11 protein-coding genes and 1 riboswitch are annotated in these 14,437 nt (G+C 59.1%); of the genes, 4 read left to right on the top strand and 7 right to left on the bottom strand.

The window, feature by feature from the left end; translation table 11 throughout:
• The first annotated feature begins 87 nt into the window (after positions 1-87).
• Positions 88-693, top strand: coding sequence for a class I SAM-dependent methyltransferase (locus AS026_RS10875; protein WP_025659944.1), 606 nt, complete (start codon positions 88-90; stop codon positions 691-693).
• Positions 694-699: 6 nt separating this feature from the next.
• Here AS026_RS10875 and AS026_RS10870 read toward each other — a convergent pair whose 3' ends face one another.
• Positions 700-1,101, bottom strand: coding sequence for a (R)-mandelonitrile lyase (locus AS026_RS10870; protein ID WP_062369639.1), 402 nt, complete (start codon positions 1,099-1,101; stop codon positions 700-702).
• A gap of 306 nt (positions 1,102-1,407) precedes the next feature.
• Between AS026_RS10870 and AS026_RS10865 the strand changes: the two genes are divergently transcribed.
• Positions 1,408-2,394 (top strand): aldo/keto reductase, encoded by a 987-nt coding sequence (locus AS026_RS10865; RefSeq protein ID WP_062369638.1) that lies wholly within the window; start codon positions 1,408-1,410, stop codon positions 2,392-2,394.
• Between the two features lie 66 nt (positions 2,395-2,460).
• On the opposite strand, the gene AS026_RS10860 is transcribed toward AS026_RS10865, so the two are convergent.
• The 6 genes from AS026_RS10860 to clpP all read right to left on the bottom strand — a co-directional run bounded on the left by AS026_RS10860 (position 2,461) and on the right by clpP (position 11,508).
• The gene (locus tag AS026_RS10860; protein ID WP_062369683.1) at positions 2,461-4,659 is read right to left on the bottom strand and encodes an esterase-like activity of phytase family protein; all 2,199 of its coding nucleotides are present in this window, start codon (positions 4,657-4,659) and stop codon (positions 2,461-2,463) included.
• 83 nt (positions 4,660-4,742) lie between these two features.
• Positions 4,743-5,642 (bottom strand): DMT family transporter, encoded by a 900-nt coding sequence (locus AS026_RS10855; protein ID WP_062369637.1) that lies wholly within the window; start codon positions 5,640-5,642, stop codon positions 4,743-4,745.
• 81 nt (positions 5,643-5,723) lie between these two features.
• A riboswitch (FMN riboswitch) is annotated at positions 5,724-5,873 on the bottom strand.
• Positions 5,874-5,995: 122 nt separating this feature from the next.
• Positions 5,996-6,271 carry a DNA-binding protein HupB gene (gene hupB / locus AS026_RS10850; protein ID WP_007531759.1) on the bottom strand — a complete coding sequence of 92 codons (276 nt, stop codon included), beginning with the start codon at positions 6,269-6,271 and terminating at the stop codon, positions 5,996-5,998.
• 207 nt (positions 6,272-6,478) lie between these two features.
• Positions 6,479-8,893 carry an endopeptidase La gene (gene lon / locus AS026_RS10845; RefSeq protein ID WP_062369636.1) on the bottom strand — a complete coding sequence of 805 codons (2,415 nt, stop codon included), beginning with the start codon at positions 8,891-8,893 and terminating at the stop codon, positions 6,479-6,481.
• Positions 8,894-9,307: 414 nt separating this feature from the next.
• A complete protein-coding gene (gene clpX, locus AS026_RS10840; RefSeq protein WP_018857068.1) occupies positions 9,308-10,585 on the bottom strand; it encodes an ATP-dependent Clp protease ATP-binding subunit ClpX in 1,278 nt (425 codons plus the stop codon).
• 293 nt (positions 10,586-10,878) lie between these two features.
• Positions 10,879-11,508, bottom strand: a complete 630-nt coding sequence (gene clpP, locus AS026_RS10835) for an ATP-dependent Clp endopeptidase proteolytic subunit ClpP (protein WP_007792131.1) — start codon at positions 11,506-11,508, stop codon at positions 10,879-10,881.
• A gap of 425 nt (positions 11,509-11,933) precedes the next feature.
• Here clpP and AS026_RS10830 point away from each other — a divergent pair, with 425 nt between their 5' ends.
• Entirely contained in the window at positions 11,934-13,139 is a 1,206-nt protein-coding gene (locus AS026_RS10830; RefSeq protein WP_051420061.1) for a GGDEF domain-containing protein, read from the top strand.
• Positions 13,140-13,182: 43 nt separating this feature from the next.
• Positions 13,183-14,427 carry a cytochrome P450 gene (locus tag AS026_RS10825; RefSeq protein ID WP_062369635.1) on the top strand — a complete coding sequence of 415 codons (1,245 nt, stop codon included), beginning with the start codon at positions 13,183-13,185 and terminating at the stop codon, positions 14,425-14,427.
• The last annotated feature ends 10 nt before the right edge of the window (positions 14,428-14,437 follow it).

Here is a 14,437-nt window from a genome sequence, read left to right as displayed (position 1 = left end):
GCCTAGCCAAGGTTGCTGAGGGATGGCTATAAGGTCGTTTCGCGGGCCTAAGCCCTAAGACACTGAAGCCATATCCGAGACATCATCATGAAGACACGCGAAGAACGGCAGGCGCAGCGGGCGGGCATGCCGCGCACACAGTTGAGCGCGCACCATATGGAAAATGCACGGCTGCTGCCGGATCGCGGCGAGCTCTTGTATCGGATTCCGAATGGCGGCGTTGGCGTCGAGGTGGGAGCAGCGTTCGGAGAATACACGGCCGAGATCCTCGAGAAGAACCGGCCTGCGCAGCTCTACCTGATCGACCCCTGGAGCATGGACCGTTACAGTTCGGGGCTCGATCAAATCCACACCCAGTTCAAAGACCAGATCGAGAGCGGGCAACTGCACCTGATGCGGGGAACCTCGCTCGAAAAGCTTGCCGAATTCGAGGACGACTTCCTCGATTGGGCCTACATCGACACGGACCATTCCTTCGAGCTCACCTGGCAGGAACTTCTGCTCTGCGAGAAAAAGGTCAAGCGAACGGGAAGAATTGCAGGGCATGACTTCTGCACCGGCAACACTGTGAAGCCGATCGTCTACGGCGTCGTCGAAGCGGTCACCAAGTTCTGCAAGGACTACGGCTGGCAATTCGAATTCCTGACGGTCGAATCGCACGCGCACTTTTCCTATTGCCTGAAGCGCCTCTGATCGGCTTCAGGCCTTTCCGGCGTATTGCTCGTCGCTGACGTGCTCCATCCAGTCGGCGGCGCTGCCATCAAGTGCTTCCTGAATTGCAATGTGCGTCATCGCGGTATCGGGTGCGGCGCCATGCCAGTGTTTTTCGCCAGGCGCAAACCAGATCGTGTCGCCGGAGCGAATTTCACGAAGGGGGCCGCCTTCGCTCTGCGCCAGACCCTTTCCGGCGGTGACAACAAGGGTCTGCCCTAGAGGATGCGTGTGCCAGGCGGTTCGGGCGCCCGGTTCGAAGGTGACGCTGACCACCCTGACTCGCGCCGGGCTCGGCGCGTCCATCAACGGATCCTGGCGGACCGCTCCTGTGAAATAATCCGCCGGCGCCTTCATTGAGGGCCGCGATCCGCAGGGTTTGATCTCCATCAGATTTCCTTTCGAAGTTGATCTGGCCAGTTGAGCCCGACGGTAAGGCAAGCATCCCCGCCATCCAAGCGATACTTGCTTGATCGCACGTGCTGTCATGTCAACTTGCGCCGCCGTATCACCAGTCGGTGACTTCTGCACGTCCGACGATACGCAACTCGCAAATCACTCGCCCACTGTGCCGTTGCGTCGCTTTTCGGAAGGAATGGCGGGCCGCGGCACACCGCCCTATCTCCGCTGCAGGCGCTTGCTCCTTGCCTGGGCGACTGCTAGTGGCGAGGCATTTCATCACGCGGGAGGATTTCCATGAAACAGCATTCTTTCGGCCACCTGCCCCATACCGTCACGAACATAGGCTTCGGCGCATGGCAGATCGGCGGCGCCTGGGGCGATGTGAGTGAAGCAGACGGCCGCGACGCGTTGAATGCGGCGCTCGACGCCGGTATGACCTTCATCGATACCGCCGACGTGTACGGCGACGGCCGGTCGGAAAAGATCATCGCCGACGTCCTTGCGAGACGTGGCGGCGAACGCCCGATGGTCGCGACCAAGGCAGGTCGACGGCTCAACCCGCATGTCGCCGATGGTTACACCAAAGCCAACCTTGAAGGCTTCATCGATCGTAGCCTGAAGAACCTGAGGGTCGACAGCCTCGATCTCGTACAATTACATTGCCCCCCGACCGAAGTGCTTTATCGGCAGGAGGTCTTCGAGGGCCTGAACGAATTGCAGAAAGCTGGCAAGATCATGGGCTACGGCGTCAGCGTCGAGAAGGTCGAGGAAGCGCTGAAGGCAATCGAATATCCTGGCGTCGTCAGCATCCAGATCATCTACAACATCTTCCGCCAGCGGCCCGATCACCTGTTCTTCCAGGAGGCTCGACGGAAGAACATCGCCGTCATCGCCCGCGTGCCGCTCGCAAGCGGGCTGCTGTCAGGGAAGATCACCCGCGAGACGAAATTTGCGAGCGACGATCACCGGAATTTCAATCGTCACGGCGAGGCTTTCGATGTCGGCGAGACTTTCGCTGGCGTTCCCTTCGAGGTCGGTCTCCAGGCCGTGGAGGAAGTGCGCAAGCTCGTGCCATCGGGTACGACCATGGCGGCATTCGCGCTGCGCTGGATCCTTGTGAGCGACGCGGTCACCGTCGTCATTCCCGGCGCGCGCAACGCCGAACAGGCGCGCGCGAACGCCGCGGCAGCGAGCCTCGCGCCGCTCTCACACGAAGTGATGGAGGCCACGCGCGAGATCTACGACCGACTGGTCGCCCCTTACGTCCACCAGCGCTGGTAAGGCAGGCATTGCAAGAAAAATGGCCGGGCATAGACCCGGCCACTCTGTTTCATGGCTCAGTCGATCTCAGTTCGTACCGACGAGGTTGACCTCGAAGAACAGAGTTTCACCTGAGGAATCATCCACGCCATCATTGTCCGTGACGGCATAGGCCTTGCGGGAGGCGTCGAAGGCGAAACCTTCCAGTTTGTCGAGGACGTAGCCGTTGGTGGCAGTCTTCAGCTCCGGAAGGAAGTCGTGGGCTTCCGTTTTCCTGACGAGCGGCAACTGGCCTCCAAGCTTGGCGGGCTTCAGATCCGATACCGCGACCTTGTAGAGCTTCTTCAGCTTGGCTGCGTCACCGACGAGGTTGTCGCGTTCGATAATGTAGATGCTGTCGCCTTGAGCCGAAATCTCGGACAGACCAACCCAACCGGCTTCGGACTTGTCCAAGGGATAGCGGACGGCGCCCCACTCCTTGCTCTTGGGATTGTAAGAGACGAGCTTCACGAAACCCTTCTCGTCATCCTTCCATTCGCGCTGAACAGCCATCCAAAGGGTCGTATCGTCGCCGGAACCGATGATCGTCACGCCTTCGAAGCCGTAGCGGATTTCGTTGGCGGTCAGTTCGCTCGGCAGAGCGATTTCTTCCTTGATCTCGCCCTTCGGATTTACGTGGTACAGCGCGTGCGGCACGAGCTTCTCGCTGTTGCCTTCCGAGGCCAGCCAGAACCAGCCCTTCTCGTCAACGGCGATACCCTCGATATCGAGCTTCTGGGCCGGCTGGCCATCGCGCTTGACGGTTAGCGTTTCGGTGATGACGGCCGGTTTCTTGGTGGCGTCGATGGTGTAGATCGTCGGCTGCATGCCGAGAACGCTGTCGCTGACAGCAAACAGCTGGCCCGGCTTTTCCGGAACGGCGGCAAGACCTGAAAGTGCTGCAAAGCCGACCGGATTGCCCTCCTTCTCCGCCGCGACGATCTGCGGATAGGCCATTTCGCCTTCGGCAAGTTGATAGATCATTACGTGGGATCGCGGTCCGCCATCCTTGCCGAGATCGACTTCGTTGGCGGTGGCAAACAGATTGCGCGACGGGACGGCCACGCCACCCTCGGGCGAGACGCCGGACGGAAGGATCTGGACGAGTTGCGGTTCCGCGCCGGCATCCTTGTAGACGCCGACGACCGAAGCGCGCTCCGAAAGCAGGAAGATGTACTTCTGGCCGCCGAAGGTCGCGACCTCCAAGCCTTCCGGCTCAACACCCTTGGCGGAAGAGCGCTTGTCCGGATAGTGGCCGATATTGGCGACCGCGCGTTCGAACGAGGCGCCCGATTCGTAAAGCACCTTTCCGGTTTTGTCGAAGATCGTGAAGCCGCGTGAGCCGCCCTGATAGTCGCCTTCGTTCGCAACGACCAGACGGTCGTTGTCCAGCCACTTCAGGGCGTCGGGCTCGCGCAACACGCCCTTGAGTTCGCCGGTGAACTTCAGCACGCCGTCGCGCTTGGTATCGATACCGGCGAGATCGACGCTACCCGCAGGGAAGTGCGACTTCACCGTTGCGGTCGCCGCGTCGATAATGACGATCTCGTTGTTTTCCTGCAGGGTCAGGGCGATCTCGTTCTGGTCGTTGAAGGAGACGAATTCCGGCTCCGGATCTTCGGGTGCGATGCCCGCCAGTCCAGTCAGCGTCACGTGATTGATCGAACCACAATCGACCGCGCCGTTCTTGACCTGGAACACGACGAGATCGCCTGCCGGCATCTGTGGAATCCTGCCGTCGTTCACCTCTTCGTCGCGCTCGTTTTCGATCGCGATCGCGCCGAGCGTCTTATCCTTGTTGAGTGCGATCGAATCCGGCTGGCCGCCGAGATCGCAGGTGTTCTCAATTTTCTTGGTGGCAACGTCGACAACCGCGAGACGGCCGGAAGGCTTTGCCTTGCTCTCCGACGTATTGACGGCAACGAGCGCCTTGCCGGCGGTTGATGTCACTGACGTCGGCTCGCCGTCCATCATCAGCGCGCCCCCCGCCTTTGGAGCCTTGGCGTCTGAGATATCGACAAAGCCAATCGCTCCGAGCGGGCTGTCGCTATAGATGAGCGTCATCCCGTCGTCGGTCGCCGCGATGATTTCCGCCGAAGTGGCCGAAAGCTTGTCTTTCTCCTGCGGCAGGTTGGACGCCACCGGAAAGGTTGCGATACGATTGAAAACGGGCTCTGCGGCGGCCGGAAATGCACCCGCCGCCAGGAGCGCCGCAACGAGCACCGTCTTGCGCGATACAGTTGTCATGAAATCCCCCATGAGTTCAAACACGGTTTTTTTGGGGGATGGGCATGACACCGGGATGACACCGATGTGATATTCTGACCGCGCTAACGGATCTCCCGCTCCTTCTTCATTTCGTTCCGCATAATGAAGAGTGATGCCCCAAGGATCAGCAAGGCTCCCAACCACAAATAGCCGGTCGGCGCATAGCCGAAGACCAGCCAGCCGGCGAACACGTTGAGCGGCAGCTTGAGATCGTCGAAGGGCTGGATGTAAGCGGCATCGGCTGCCGAATAGGCCAACGTCAGGAAATACTGTGCCATCACGGTCAGGAGGCCCGCCGCAACGAAAAGTAGGAGTGTCAACCCGGTCGGAATTTCGAAGCCGGCTGCTAGCGCCAATCCGCCGTTGATGGGCGTAAGGAGCGCGAGCAGCCAGACAGTGATGGTCTCCGGTCGCTCGACCCCGGTAAGGCTCTTGGTGATCAACGAAGAGGCGCCCCAGAGAAGGGCCGAGAGGATCGGCAGGAACGCCGCCCAACTGAAGCTGTCCGACCAGGGCTGCAGGATGATCATCGCCCCCATGAAACCGGTTGCGGTCGCGGCCCATCGCGCAGAGCCGATATATTCACCAAGGAAGATGCGTGCGCCCATGATGATAAAGAACGGAGACGTCATTACCAGCGCAATCGCCTGCCAGATGGGCACTTGCGCGAGCCCCGCGACCCAGGTCGTTACCCCAAAGGCCGCCAAGGCGACCCGTACAACATGACGCCAGGGATAGCGCGTTCTCATTGCCCCAAGACCGGCGCGCAAGAGAAAGGGCAGCGAGAAGACCAGGGCAAACGCATATTGCCAGAAGGCTGCCGAGGCCGAGGCGAAAGCGAGCTTCATCGTCAGCCATTGCGTGACGATATTGAGGATAGAGAAGGCGATGCCCGCGGCAATCATCCAGGCAGCACCGACCATTGCTCGCGAAGCAGAAAATGTAGGGGAAGTCTGATTCATGTCTTTCTTTCCGAAACCAACACAAATCAGGACGCATGAGCGCGATACCGCAGCGAGGCAGAATCCACCCTCGCCTGCTCCGCTCATTCTCTTTCATCCGGACTGTAACCGTCGGCTCCGGAATTGCACCGGATCTGCTGACCCTCTTGGCACACGACCAAAAGGCGCTCCCGGGCTGGGGCCGAGGCCCTTACCGCCGGTGGGGACTTTCACCCCGCCCTGAGAACGCGCATTTCGTATGACATGCCGCGCGTGCCGACAAGGCCGCGAAATGCAAAAAGGGTTCGGCCGCGGCCGAACCCTTCGAAACTTGTACCGCCGGTCTCGTTGCCCGGCCGCCAAGTAAATTCATATCAGCCGTTGACGGCGTCCTTCAGGCCCTTGCCAGGCGTGAACTTCGGCACGTTGCGAGCCGGAATATCGACTTCTGCGCCGGTGGACGGGTTGCGGCCCTTCGTGGCTGCGCGATGGGAGACAGTGAAGCTACCAAAACCAGCGAGGCGAACGTCGCCCTTGCCCTTCAGTTCAGCCTGGACGACTTCGAAAACAGCATCAACCGCGGAAGCAGCGTCGGTCTTCGAGAGTCCTGCCTTTTCGGCAACTGCGGACACGAGTTCATTCTTGTTCATGTTTCCACCCCTTTCTAAATGGTTCGAAACGACTCAAATCTATAAGCCAGGCGCAGAATAGAGTTCATCAGGCCCGCCGCACCCCAAAGAGCCTGCAAATCAAGGAAATGCAAGCACCCGTGTGCCAATTTCACAAAAAAAGGCTGGCGAAAACGCCAGCCTTTTCAGGGTTTTTAAGCAATTGGGCACGAATGTGGCAAACAAAGCTCAGTGAGCTATGGTTGCACCCGTTTCGTCGAGCCCTTCGACCGTTGCGATGACGGGCGTTTCCACCGTGCCATCCCACTCGATTGCTTCCGGTCTGCGGACCAGCGCATGCTTGATCACCTCGCCCATGCGGGACACTGGGATGATCTCCATGTTGTTCTTCACGTTATCCGGAATCTCCGCCAGATCCTTGGCATTTTCTTCCGGAATCAGCACCTTCTTGATGCCACCGCGAAGCGCTGCGAGCAGCTTTTCCTTGAGGCCGCCGATCGGCAGAACACGACCGCGAAGGGTGATCTCACCCGTCATGGCGACATTCTTGTCGACCGGGATGCCGGTCATGATCGAGACAATCGCGGTTGCCATGGCAACACCGGCCGACGGACCATCCTTCGGCGTCGCACCTTCCGGTACGTGCACGTGGATGTCGCTCTTATCGAAGCGCGGCGGCTCGATGCCGAAATCGACGGCGCGCGAGCGGACATAGGATGCCGCTGCGGAAATCGATTCCTTCATGACTTCCTTCAGGTTGCCGGTCACGGTCATGCGACCCTTGCCCGGCATCATAACGCCTTCGATCGTCAGCAGTTCGCCGCCGACTTCCGTCCAGGCCAGGCCCGTTACCACGCCGACCTGATCTTCGCGCTCTGCTTCGCCGTGGCGGAAGCGCGGAACGCCCAGATAGTCGTCGATGTTTTCGGCCGTCACATGCACGGACTTCGTCTTGCCCTTGATGATCTCGGTGACCGCCTTGCGGGCGAGCTTCATCAACTCGCGTTCGAAGTTACGAACACCGGCTTCACGGGTGTACTGCTGGCTGATCGCCATCAGGGCATCGTCGCTGACCGAGAATTCATTCGGCTGCAGCGCATGTTCCTTGATAGCCTTCGGCAGCAGGTGCCGCTTGGCGATTTCGCGCTTTTCGTCTTCGGTGTAACCAGCGATACGGATGACTTCCATGCGGTCCATCAGGGGCGCAGGGATGTTCAGCGTGTTCGCCGTCGTGATGAACATCACGTCCGACAGATCGTATTCGACTTCCAGGTAGTGATCCATGAAGGTCGAGTTCTGAGCCGGATCCAGCACCTCGAGTAGAGCCGACGACGGATCGCCACGGAAATCCTGGCCCATCTTGTCGATTTCATCGAGCAGGAAGAGCGGGTTGGACTTCTTCGCCTTCTTCATCGACTGGATGACCTTGCCGGGCATCGAGCCAATGTAGGTGCGTCGGTGACCGCGAATTTCAGCTTCGTCACGAACGCCACCGAGAGCCATGCGGACATACTCACGGCCGGTCGCCTTGGCGATCGACTGGGCGAGCGAGGTCTTGCCAACGCCCGGAGGGCCGACGAGGCACAGGATCGGACCCTTGATCTTGGTCGCGCGAGCCTGAACAGCCAGGTACTCGACGATGCGTTCCTTGACCTTGTCGAGACCGAAGTGATCGGCTTCGAGGATCTTCTCGGCGTTGTTGAGGTCCGTCTTGATCTTCGACTTCTTGCCCCACGGAATGCCGAGCAGCCAGTCGAGGTAATTGCGGACAACGGTCGCTTCGGCCGACATCGGGCTCATCTGCCGCAGCTTCTTCAGCTCGGCATCGGCCTTTTCACGGGCTTCCTTCGACAGCTTCGTCTTGGAGATTCGCTCTTCCAGTTCGGCCATCTCGTCGCGGCCTTCCTCGCCGTCGCCGAGCTCCTTCTGGATCGCCTTCATCTGTTCGTTCAGGTAATACTCGCGCTGGGTCTTCTCCATCTGGCGCTTGACGCGCGAGCGGATGCGCTTTTCGACCTGAAGGACCGAGATCTCACCTTCCATGAAACCGAGCGCCTTTTCGAGGCGAGCCTTGACGCTGGTGGTTTCCAGCATCTCCTGCTTCTCAGTGATCTTGATCGACAGGTGCGAAGCAACCGTGTCGGCGAGCTTCGAATAGTCGTCGATCTGGCTGGCAGCGCCAACGACCTCAGGAGAGATCTTCTTGTTGAGCTTTACGTAGCTCTCGAACTCGGAAACGACCGAGCGGCTGAGCGCTTCAAGCTCAACCGGATCGTCATGTGGCTCTTCGAGAACGTGACCAAGGGCTTCGTAAAAGTCCTCACGATCCGTGTAAGCGTCGATCTCGGCGCGCGCGCGACCTTCGACCAGAACCTTGACGGTGCCATCAGGCAGCTTCAGCAGCTGCAATACGTTGGCGACCGTACCGACATTGTGAATGGCAGATGGTTCCGGATCGTCATCGCTCGCATTGATCTGCGTGACGAGCATGATCTGCTTGTCCGATCCCATGACCTCCTCGAGCGCACGGATCGATTTCTCTCGGCCGACAAACAACGGCACGATCATATGCGGGAAGACGACGATGTCGCGCAGGGGCAAAACCGGATATGCTGTGCTCGCAACTGACGTTTTCTTCGTCATTTTATTTCCTTTCCATCGTCCCGTTTCCGGGCTCTTCTGGCGCGGCCACTAGAACCGGGCCGCACTCCACTTGAGACAACAAGTGGAGGTTCTGATTATGCTTTTCAAGCTGCGCCATGGCCGGTGTCCCCCTGGACATGACAGCTATGCTACAACGGAATACCTTCATTCTGGAGCGCCGTGCCAAGTCAGCGGCTACCACTTCCGAAGCGGCTAAAACACAAGACCTAAAACACACCAACGGAATCATTCCATAATTGCCAAGGGCGGGGGAATCCGCAACGGCAACAGAGGTGGTTTCAGACCTCTTTAGCAAGATTTATCAGGGTCGTGCACTGGTTTTGAAATAGAAAGGGGCCTGCCGACGGCAAGCCCCTCAAATTCACAGTTCGTATCGTAAAGATATCTCTAAGGTCACGCGGAAGCGTTGGCCTTCTCATCTTGACGATCGGCGTAGATGTAAAGCGGACGGGCGGAGCCGCGCGCCACTTCCTCGGAGATGACGACTTCGCGTACGCCTTCCAGCGCCGGCAGTTCGAACATCGTGTCGAGAAGGATCTTTTCCATGATCGAACGAAGGCCGCGGGCACCAGTCTTGCGAATGATCGCCTTGCGGGCGATCTCGCGAAGAGCGTCCTCGTGGAAGGTGAGTTCCACGTCTTCCATCTCGAACAGTCGCTGGTACTGCTTGATCAGCGCGTTCTTCGGCTCCGACAGGATCTGGATCAGCGCATCCTCGTCGAGATCCTCGAGCGTCGCCAGGACCGGCAGACGGCCGATGAATTCCGGGATGAGGCCGAACTTGACCAGATCTTCCGGCTCCAGTTCGCGCAAGACTTCGCCGACACGACGGTCGTCCGGGGCCTTAACCGTTGCACCGAAGCCGATCGAGGTCTTCTCGCCGCGAGCGGAAATGATCTTGTCAAGACCGGCGAATGCGCCACCGCAGATGAACAGGATGTTCGTGGTGTCGACCTGCAGGAATTCCTGCTGCGGATGCTTGCGGCCGCCCTGCGGGGGCACCGAGGCAACCGTGCCTTCCATGATCTTCAGAAGCGCCTGCTGCACGCCCTCGCCCGACACGTCGCGGGTGATCGACGGGTTGTCGGACTTGCGGGAGATCTTGTCGACTTCGTCGATGTAGACGATGCCGCGCTGGGCGCGCTCGACATTGTAGTCGGCAGCCTGCAGCAGCTTCAGGATGATGTTTTCGACATCCTCACCGACATAGCCGGCTTCCGTCAGCGTCGTCGCATCGGCCATCGTGAAGGGAACGTCGATGATGCGAGCGAGCGTCTGTGCAAGATAGGTCTTGCCGCAACCGGTCGGTCCGACCAGCATGATGTTCGACTTCGCCAACTCGACTTCGCCGTTCTTGGAGGCGTGTGCGAGGCGCTTGTAGTGGTTGTGAACGGCAACCGACAGGATCTTCTTCGCCTGACGCTGGCCGATGACATATTCATCGAGGACCTTGATGATGTCCTGGGGCGTGGGAACGCCGTCACGGGACTTGACCATCGAGGATTTGTTTTCCTCGCGGATGATGTCCATGCACAATTCGACGCATTCATCGCAGATGAAAACGGTCGGTCCGGCGATAAGCTTCCGGACTTCGTGCTGGCTCTTTCCGCAGAACGAACAATAGAGGGTGTTTTTGGAGTCGCCGCCGTTGCTGCCGCTGACCTTGCTCATATCACTTTCCTTCCAGCACGCCGCATTTCAAGGTGAAATAACGGTCCACTCATTGGCCTGCTCCACGCTTGGAGCCCAGCCGGCCAAGGCCGTTTAAGGGGTACGAACCGGTCCAAACTATGCTGTCCTGGCTCCGGCGGCAACGAACTCCCCTTCGACTGCCGATGCTATGTCATAAAAATTCAACATAGCATTAATACTTGAGATTGCCGCACCCGCCACCGGGTTTCTTCCCTTGTTCGATCACAAATGAGATAGAACTGTGGCGGATACAACACCATCCCTACTTCTCACTAGGCGGCATCACCTTCCATCTCGACGCGAGATGTCAGGACCTTGTCGATGACACCCCAGGTCTGGGCCTCGTCCGCATCCATGAAGTGGTCACGGTCAAGGGTCTTTTCAACTTCCTCATAGGTGCGGCCTGTATGCTTGACGTAAACTTCGTTCAGGCGGCGCTTCATCTTCAGAATATCGCGGGCGTGACGCTCGATGTCAGACGCCTGGCCCTGGAAGCCGCCCGATGGCTGATGCACCATGATGCGGGAATTCGGGGTGGCAAAACGCATGTCCTTGTGGCCGGCAGCAAGCAGCAGCGAGCCCATGGACGCAGCCTGGCCGATGCAGAGCGTCGAGACAGCTGGCTTGATGAACTGCATCGTGTCGTAGATCGCCATGCCGGCAGTCACAACGCCGCCTGGAGAATTGATGTAGAGCGCAATTTCCTTCTTCGGGTTTTCGGCCTCGAGGAAGAGGAGCTGGGCGCAAACGAGCGTCGCCATGTGATCCTCGACAGGCCCAGTCAGGAAGATGATGCGTTCCTTGAGCAGGCGCGAATAGATGTCGTAGGAGCGTTCACCGCGATTGGTCTGTTCCACGACCATCGGCACGAGGGCCATAGCGGTATCGACTGGGTTTCTCATGTGCGTCCTTTGTCAACGTCTGCCGGCTATGGCCGGGAATCAAAGAAAATGCCTTATCCCTACATAGAGCTTCCCTGCCCTCCTCTTCAAGACGCGCCGATGGATAACGTGAAGAGGGACCGGAGCAAGGCGAACAACTTTTCGCCCGATGTACGCTGATTCCAGCAAAATAGTTTCGAGGAACGGGCCGCGATCGCGCTGTCGCACAGCTTTTGTCGGCATCAGGATAAACGAATTCTGAATCCGCCCGCAACTGCCCTTCATTCACAGAAAGGAAAGCCTAAAGACAACTCCGCACAAAAATGCAGTGGCGCGCAAGCACAATTAATGAAGTTGCCAGTTTTTTCCGAAAGGATACGCGCAATGCAAGGGGTATTGCCGTGTTCAATGTTACAACTGGATTAGCCATTTGGTGCTCCGAAGCCATGACGCTCGCGCTGGTAGCGTTCATGGCCTGGCGCCACAATGTCCGAAACAAGGCCTATTTCTATTGGGGAACGGGCTTTCTCCTTAGCGGCGTGGGTTTCGCAATGGCGGCCCTGCGCGGGCAGATACCCGCCATCCTTTCCATCGAGATCGCCAACACTATCGCGCTATCTGGGCAGAGCGCGTGGGTTGCGGGGTACCTCGCGCTTGATCGTCGCAAGCTCGAATGGTGGGCATTGCTGCCACCGCTCGTCTGGCTGGGCGGCGTCTTCCTGCCGTGGGTCAACGACGACTACACCAATCGTGTCATTCTCTTCAATCTAGCCTCGGCCGCCGGCGCGACGGCACTCGCGATGGCGGTCTGCATGGCAGGCAAGCAAAACGAGGGCTCGAGAGGTAAACTCGGCGCCATCTTCGTGATCCAGGGCGTCCTGTGCTTCGGTACGGCGCTGGCAATGGCAATCCTCGGCCCCACTGATGCGGAGGCTGTCAACTTCGCGGGCAGCGCCGCGATGGCAACGGGCTTCCTGCTCATCCTGGCGTGCGCCCTCACCTGCCTCGTCATCATGGAGCGCTCGGAGAAGTATCTTCGCATGCTCAGCCTCACCGATTCTCTGACTAGCGTACTGAACCGACGCGGCCTCTTCGGACGCTTCGATGCCATCCGGGAGCGTGCATTCAACAGTAACCGCCAGGTCGCCGTGTTGCTTTTCGACCTCGACCACTTCAAGCGCGTCAACGACCGTTTCGGCCATCAGGCCGGCGACGTGGTGCTGACGGTGTTTGCCCGATTGGCCAATCAATTCGTGCCGGATGGAGCTTTCGGCCGCATGGGCGGCGAGGAGTTTGCGGCGTTCACGACCGTCGCCGATCAGACAGAAGCTGAAGCGCTGGCAGAGACGATCCGGGCGGAGTTTTGCCGTGTACCCGTAAGCACCGGCGACGCAATCGTTCCGGCAACGTTCAGCACCGGTGTTGCCCTTGCCTCAGCCATCGAGGCAAACATGGACAAGCTCGTATCGGCAGCCGATCGGGCGCTCTATGCCGCAAAGGCAGCCGGCCGCAACTGCACCGTCATCTTCGGTGAAGCCGAAGCCGCGGCACCACCGCCTCCGCAGCCAGATCAAACAAGTGGCGAACTGGTTCCAACACTCGACGACCAAATTCACGCGCTTCGCCGCGTCGGATCGCTGTCGAGAGGCTGACCCTATCTTTTCGAGGCTTGGCAAATCCGCTAAGCCTCGAAGCATGATGATCCCACCATTTCTTTCCATCGACCCCTCCACACGCCACGTCTCGCTGGACGCAAGCAATCCTGCCTTTTACAGCGATCCGAACAGCGTCTACGACGCTCTGCACGCGCATTGCCCCACATTCTATTGGGAGCAGCAGAAGCAGTGGTTCTTCACGGGCTATGACCATGTGAACGGCCTGCTGCGCGATCGCCGCTTCGGCCGCCAGATCCTGCACATCGCAAGCCGCGAAGAGCTCGACCTTCCCGAGCCCGAACAGCACGTGGCGAATTTCGATCTCGCGGAACGATACTCGCTGCTTGAACTGGAGCCGCCTGAGCACACGCGCCTGCGAACGCTCGTCAATCGCGCCTTCGTCTCTCGTCACGTTGAGAAGATGAAGTCGGAGATCGCCGAGCTTGCCAACAAACTCATCGACGGCTTCGAGAAAAACAGCGAAGTCGAGCTGCTTTCGGCATTTGCCGACATCATTCCGGTGACGATGATCGCCCGCATGATCGGTATTCCGGAGGAAATGGGACCGCAACTCCTGAAGTGGTCGCACGCCTACATTCGCATGTACCTCTTCGGCCGCACCCGCGAGGACGAGGTTGGCGCCGAACGGGCTGCAAAGGAGTTCTCGGACTATGTAAAGACGGTCATTGCCGAGCGTCGCGCCAACCCGCGGGACGACCTTCTGACGCACATGATCCACACCGAACACAAGGGCCAGTATCTCACAGAGGACGAGCTCGTTTCGACGACGATCGTATTGCTCAATGCCGGTCACGAGGCGACGGTGCACCAGATCGGCAACTCGGTGCGCATCATTCTGGACAGCGGACGCGATCCGGCCGATCTTTTCGAGGACGAAGCCACCACCGAGCGAACCGTCGAAGAGTCCCTGCGTATCTGTGCGCCGGTCCACATCTTCCAGCGCTGGGCGTTGGAGACCGTCGAGATCGACGGCATTTCGTTCAAGCGCGGCGACAAGGTGAGCCTCATTCTGGCGGCAGCCAATCTCGACCCGACTAAATTCAGTGATCCGCTGACGTTCAAGCCTGACCGCAATGAGGCCGCCAACCTGTCCTTTGGCGCGGGTATCCACTTCTGCATCGGGGCGCCGTTGGCTCGGCTCGAACTGAACGTCGTCCTGCCAATTCTCTTCGAGAGACTACCTGGGCTCAGGCTTGCCCGTACGCCTGTTGTGAAGGACGTCTATCACTTCCACGGATTGGATCGGCTGGATCTCTCCTGGTAGGGCACCAATG

It is taken from the genome of Rhizobium altiplani (assembly GCF_001542405.1).
Taxonomy (GTDB): domain Bacteria; phylum Pseudomonadota; class Alphaproteobacteria; order Rhizobiales; family Rhizobiaceae; genus Rhizobium; species Rhizobium altiplani.
Note: the sequence above shows the minus strand (reverse complement) of the source record. Positions and strands in the feature narration are given on the sequence as shown.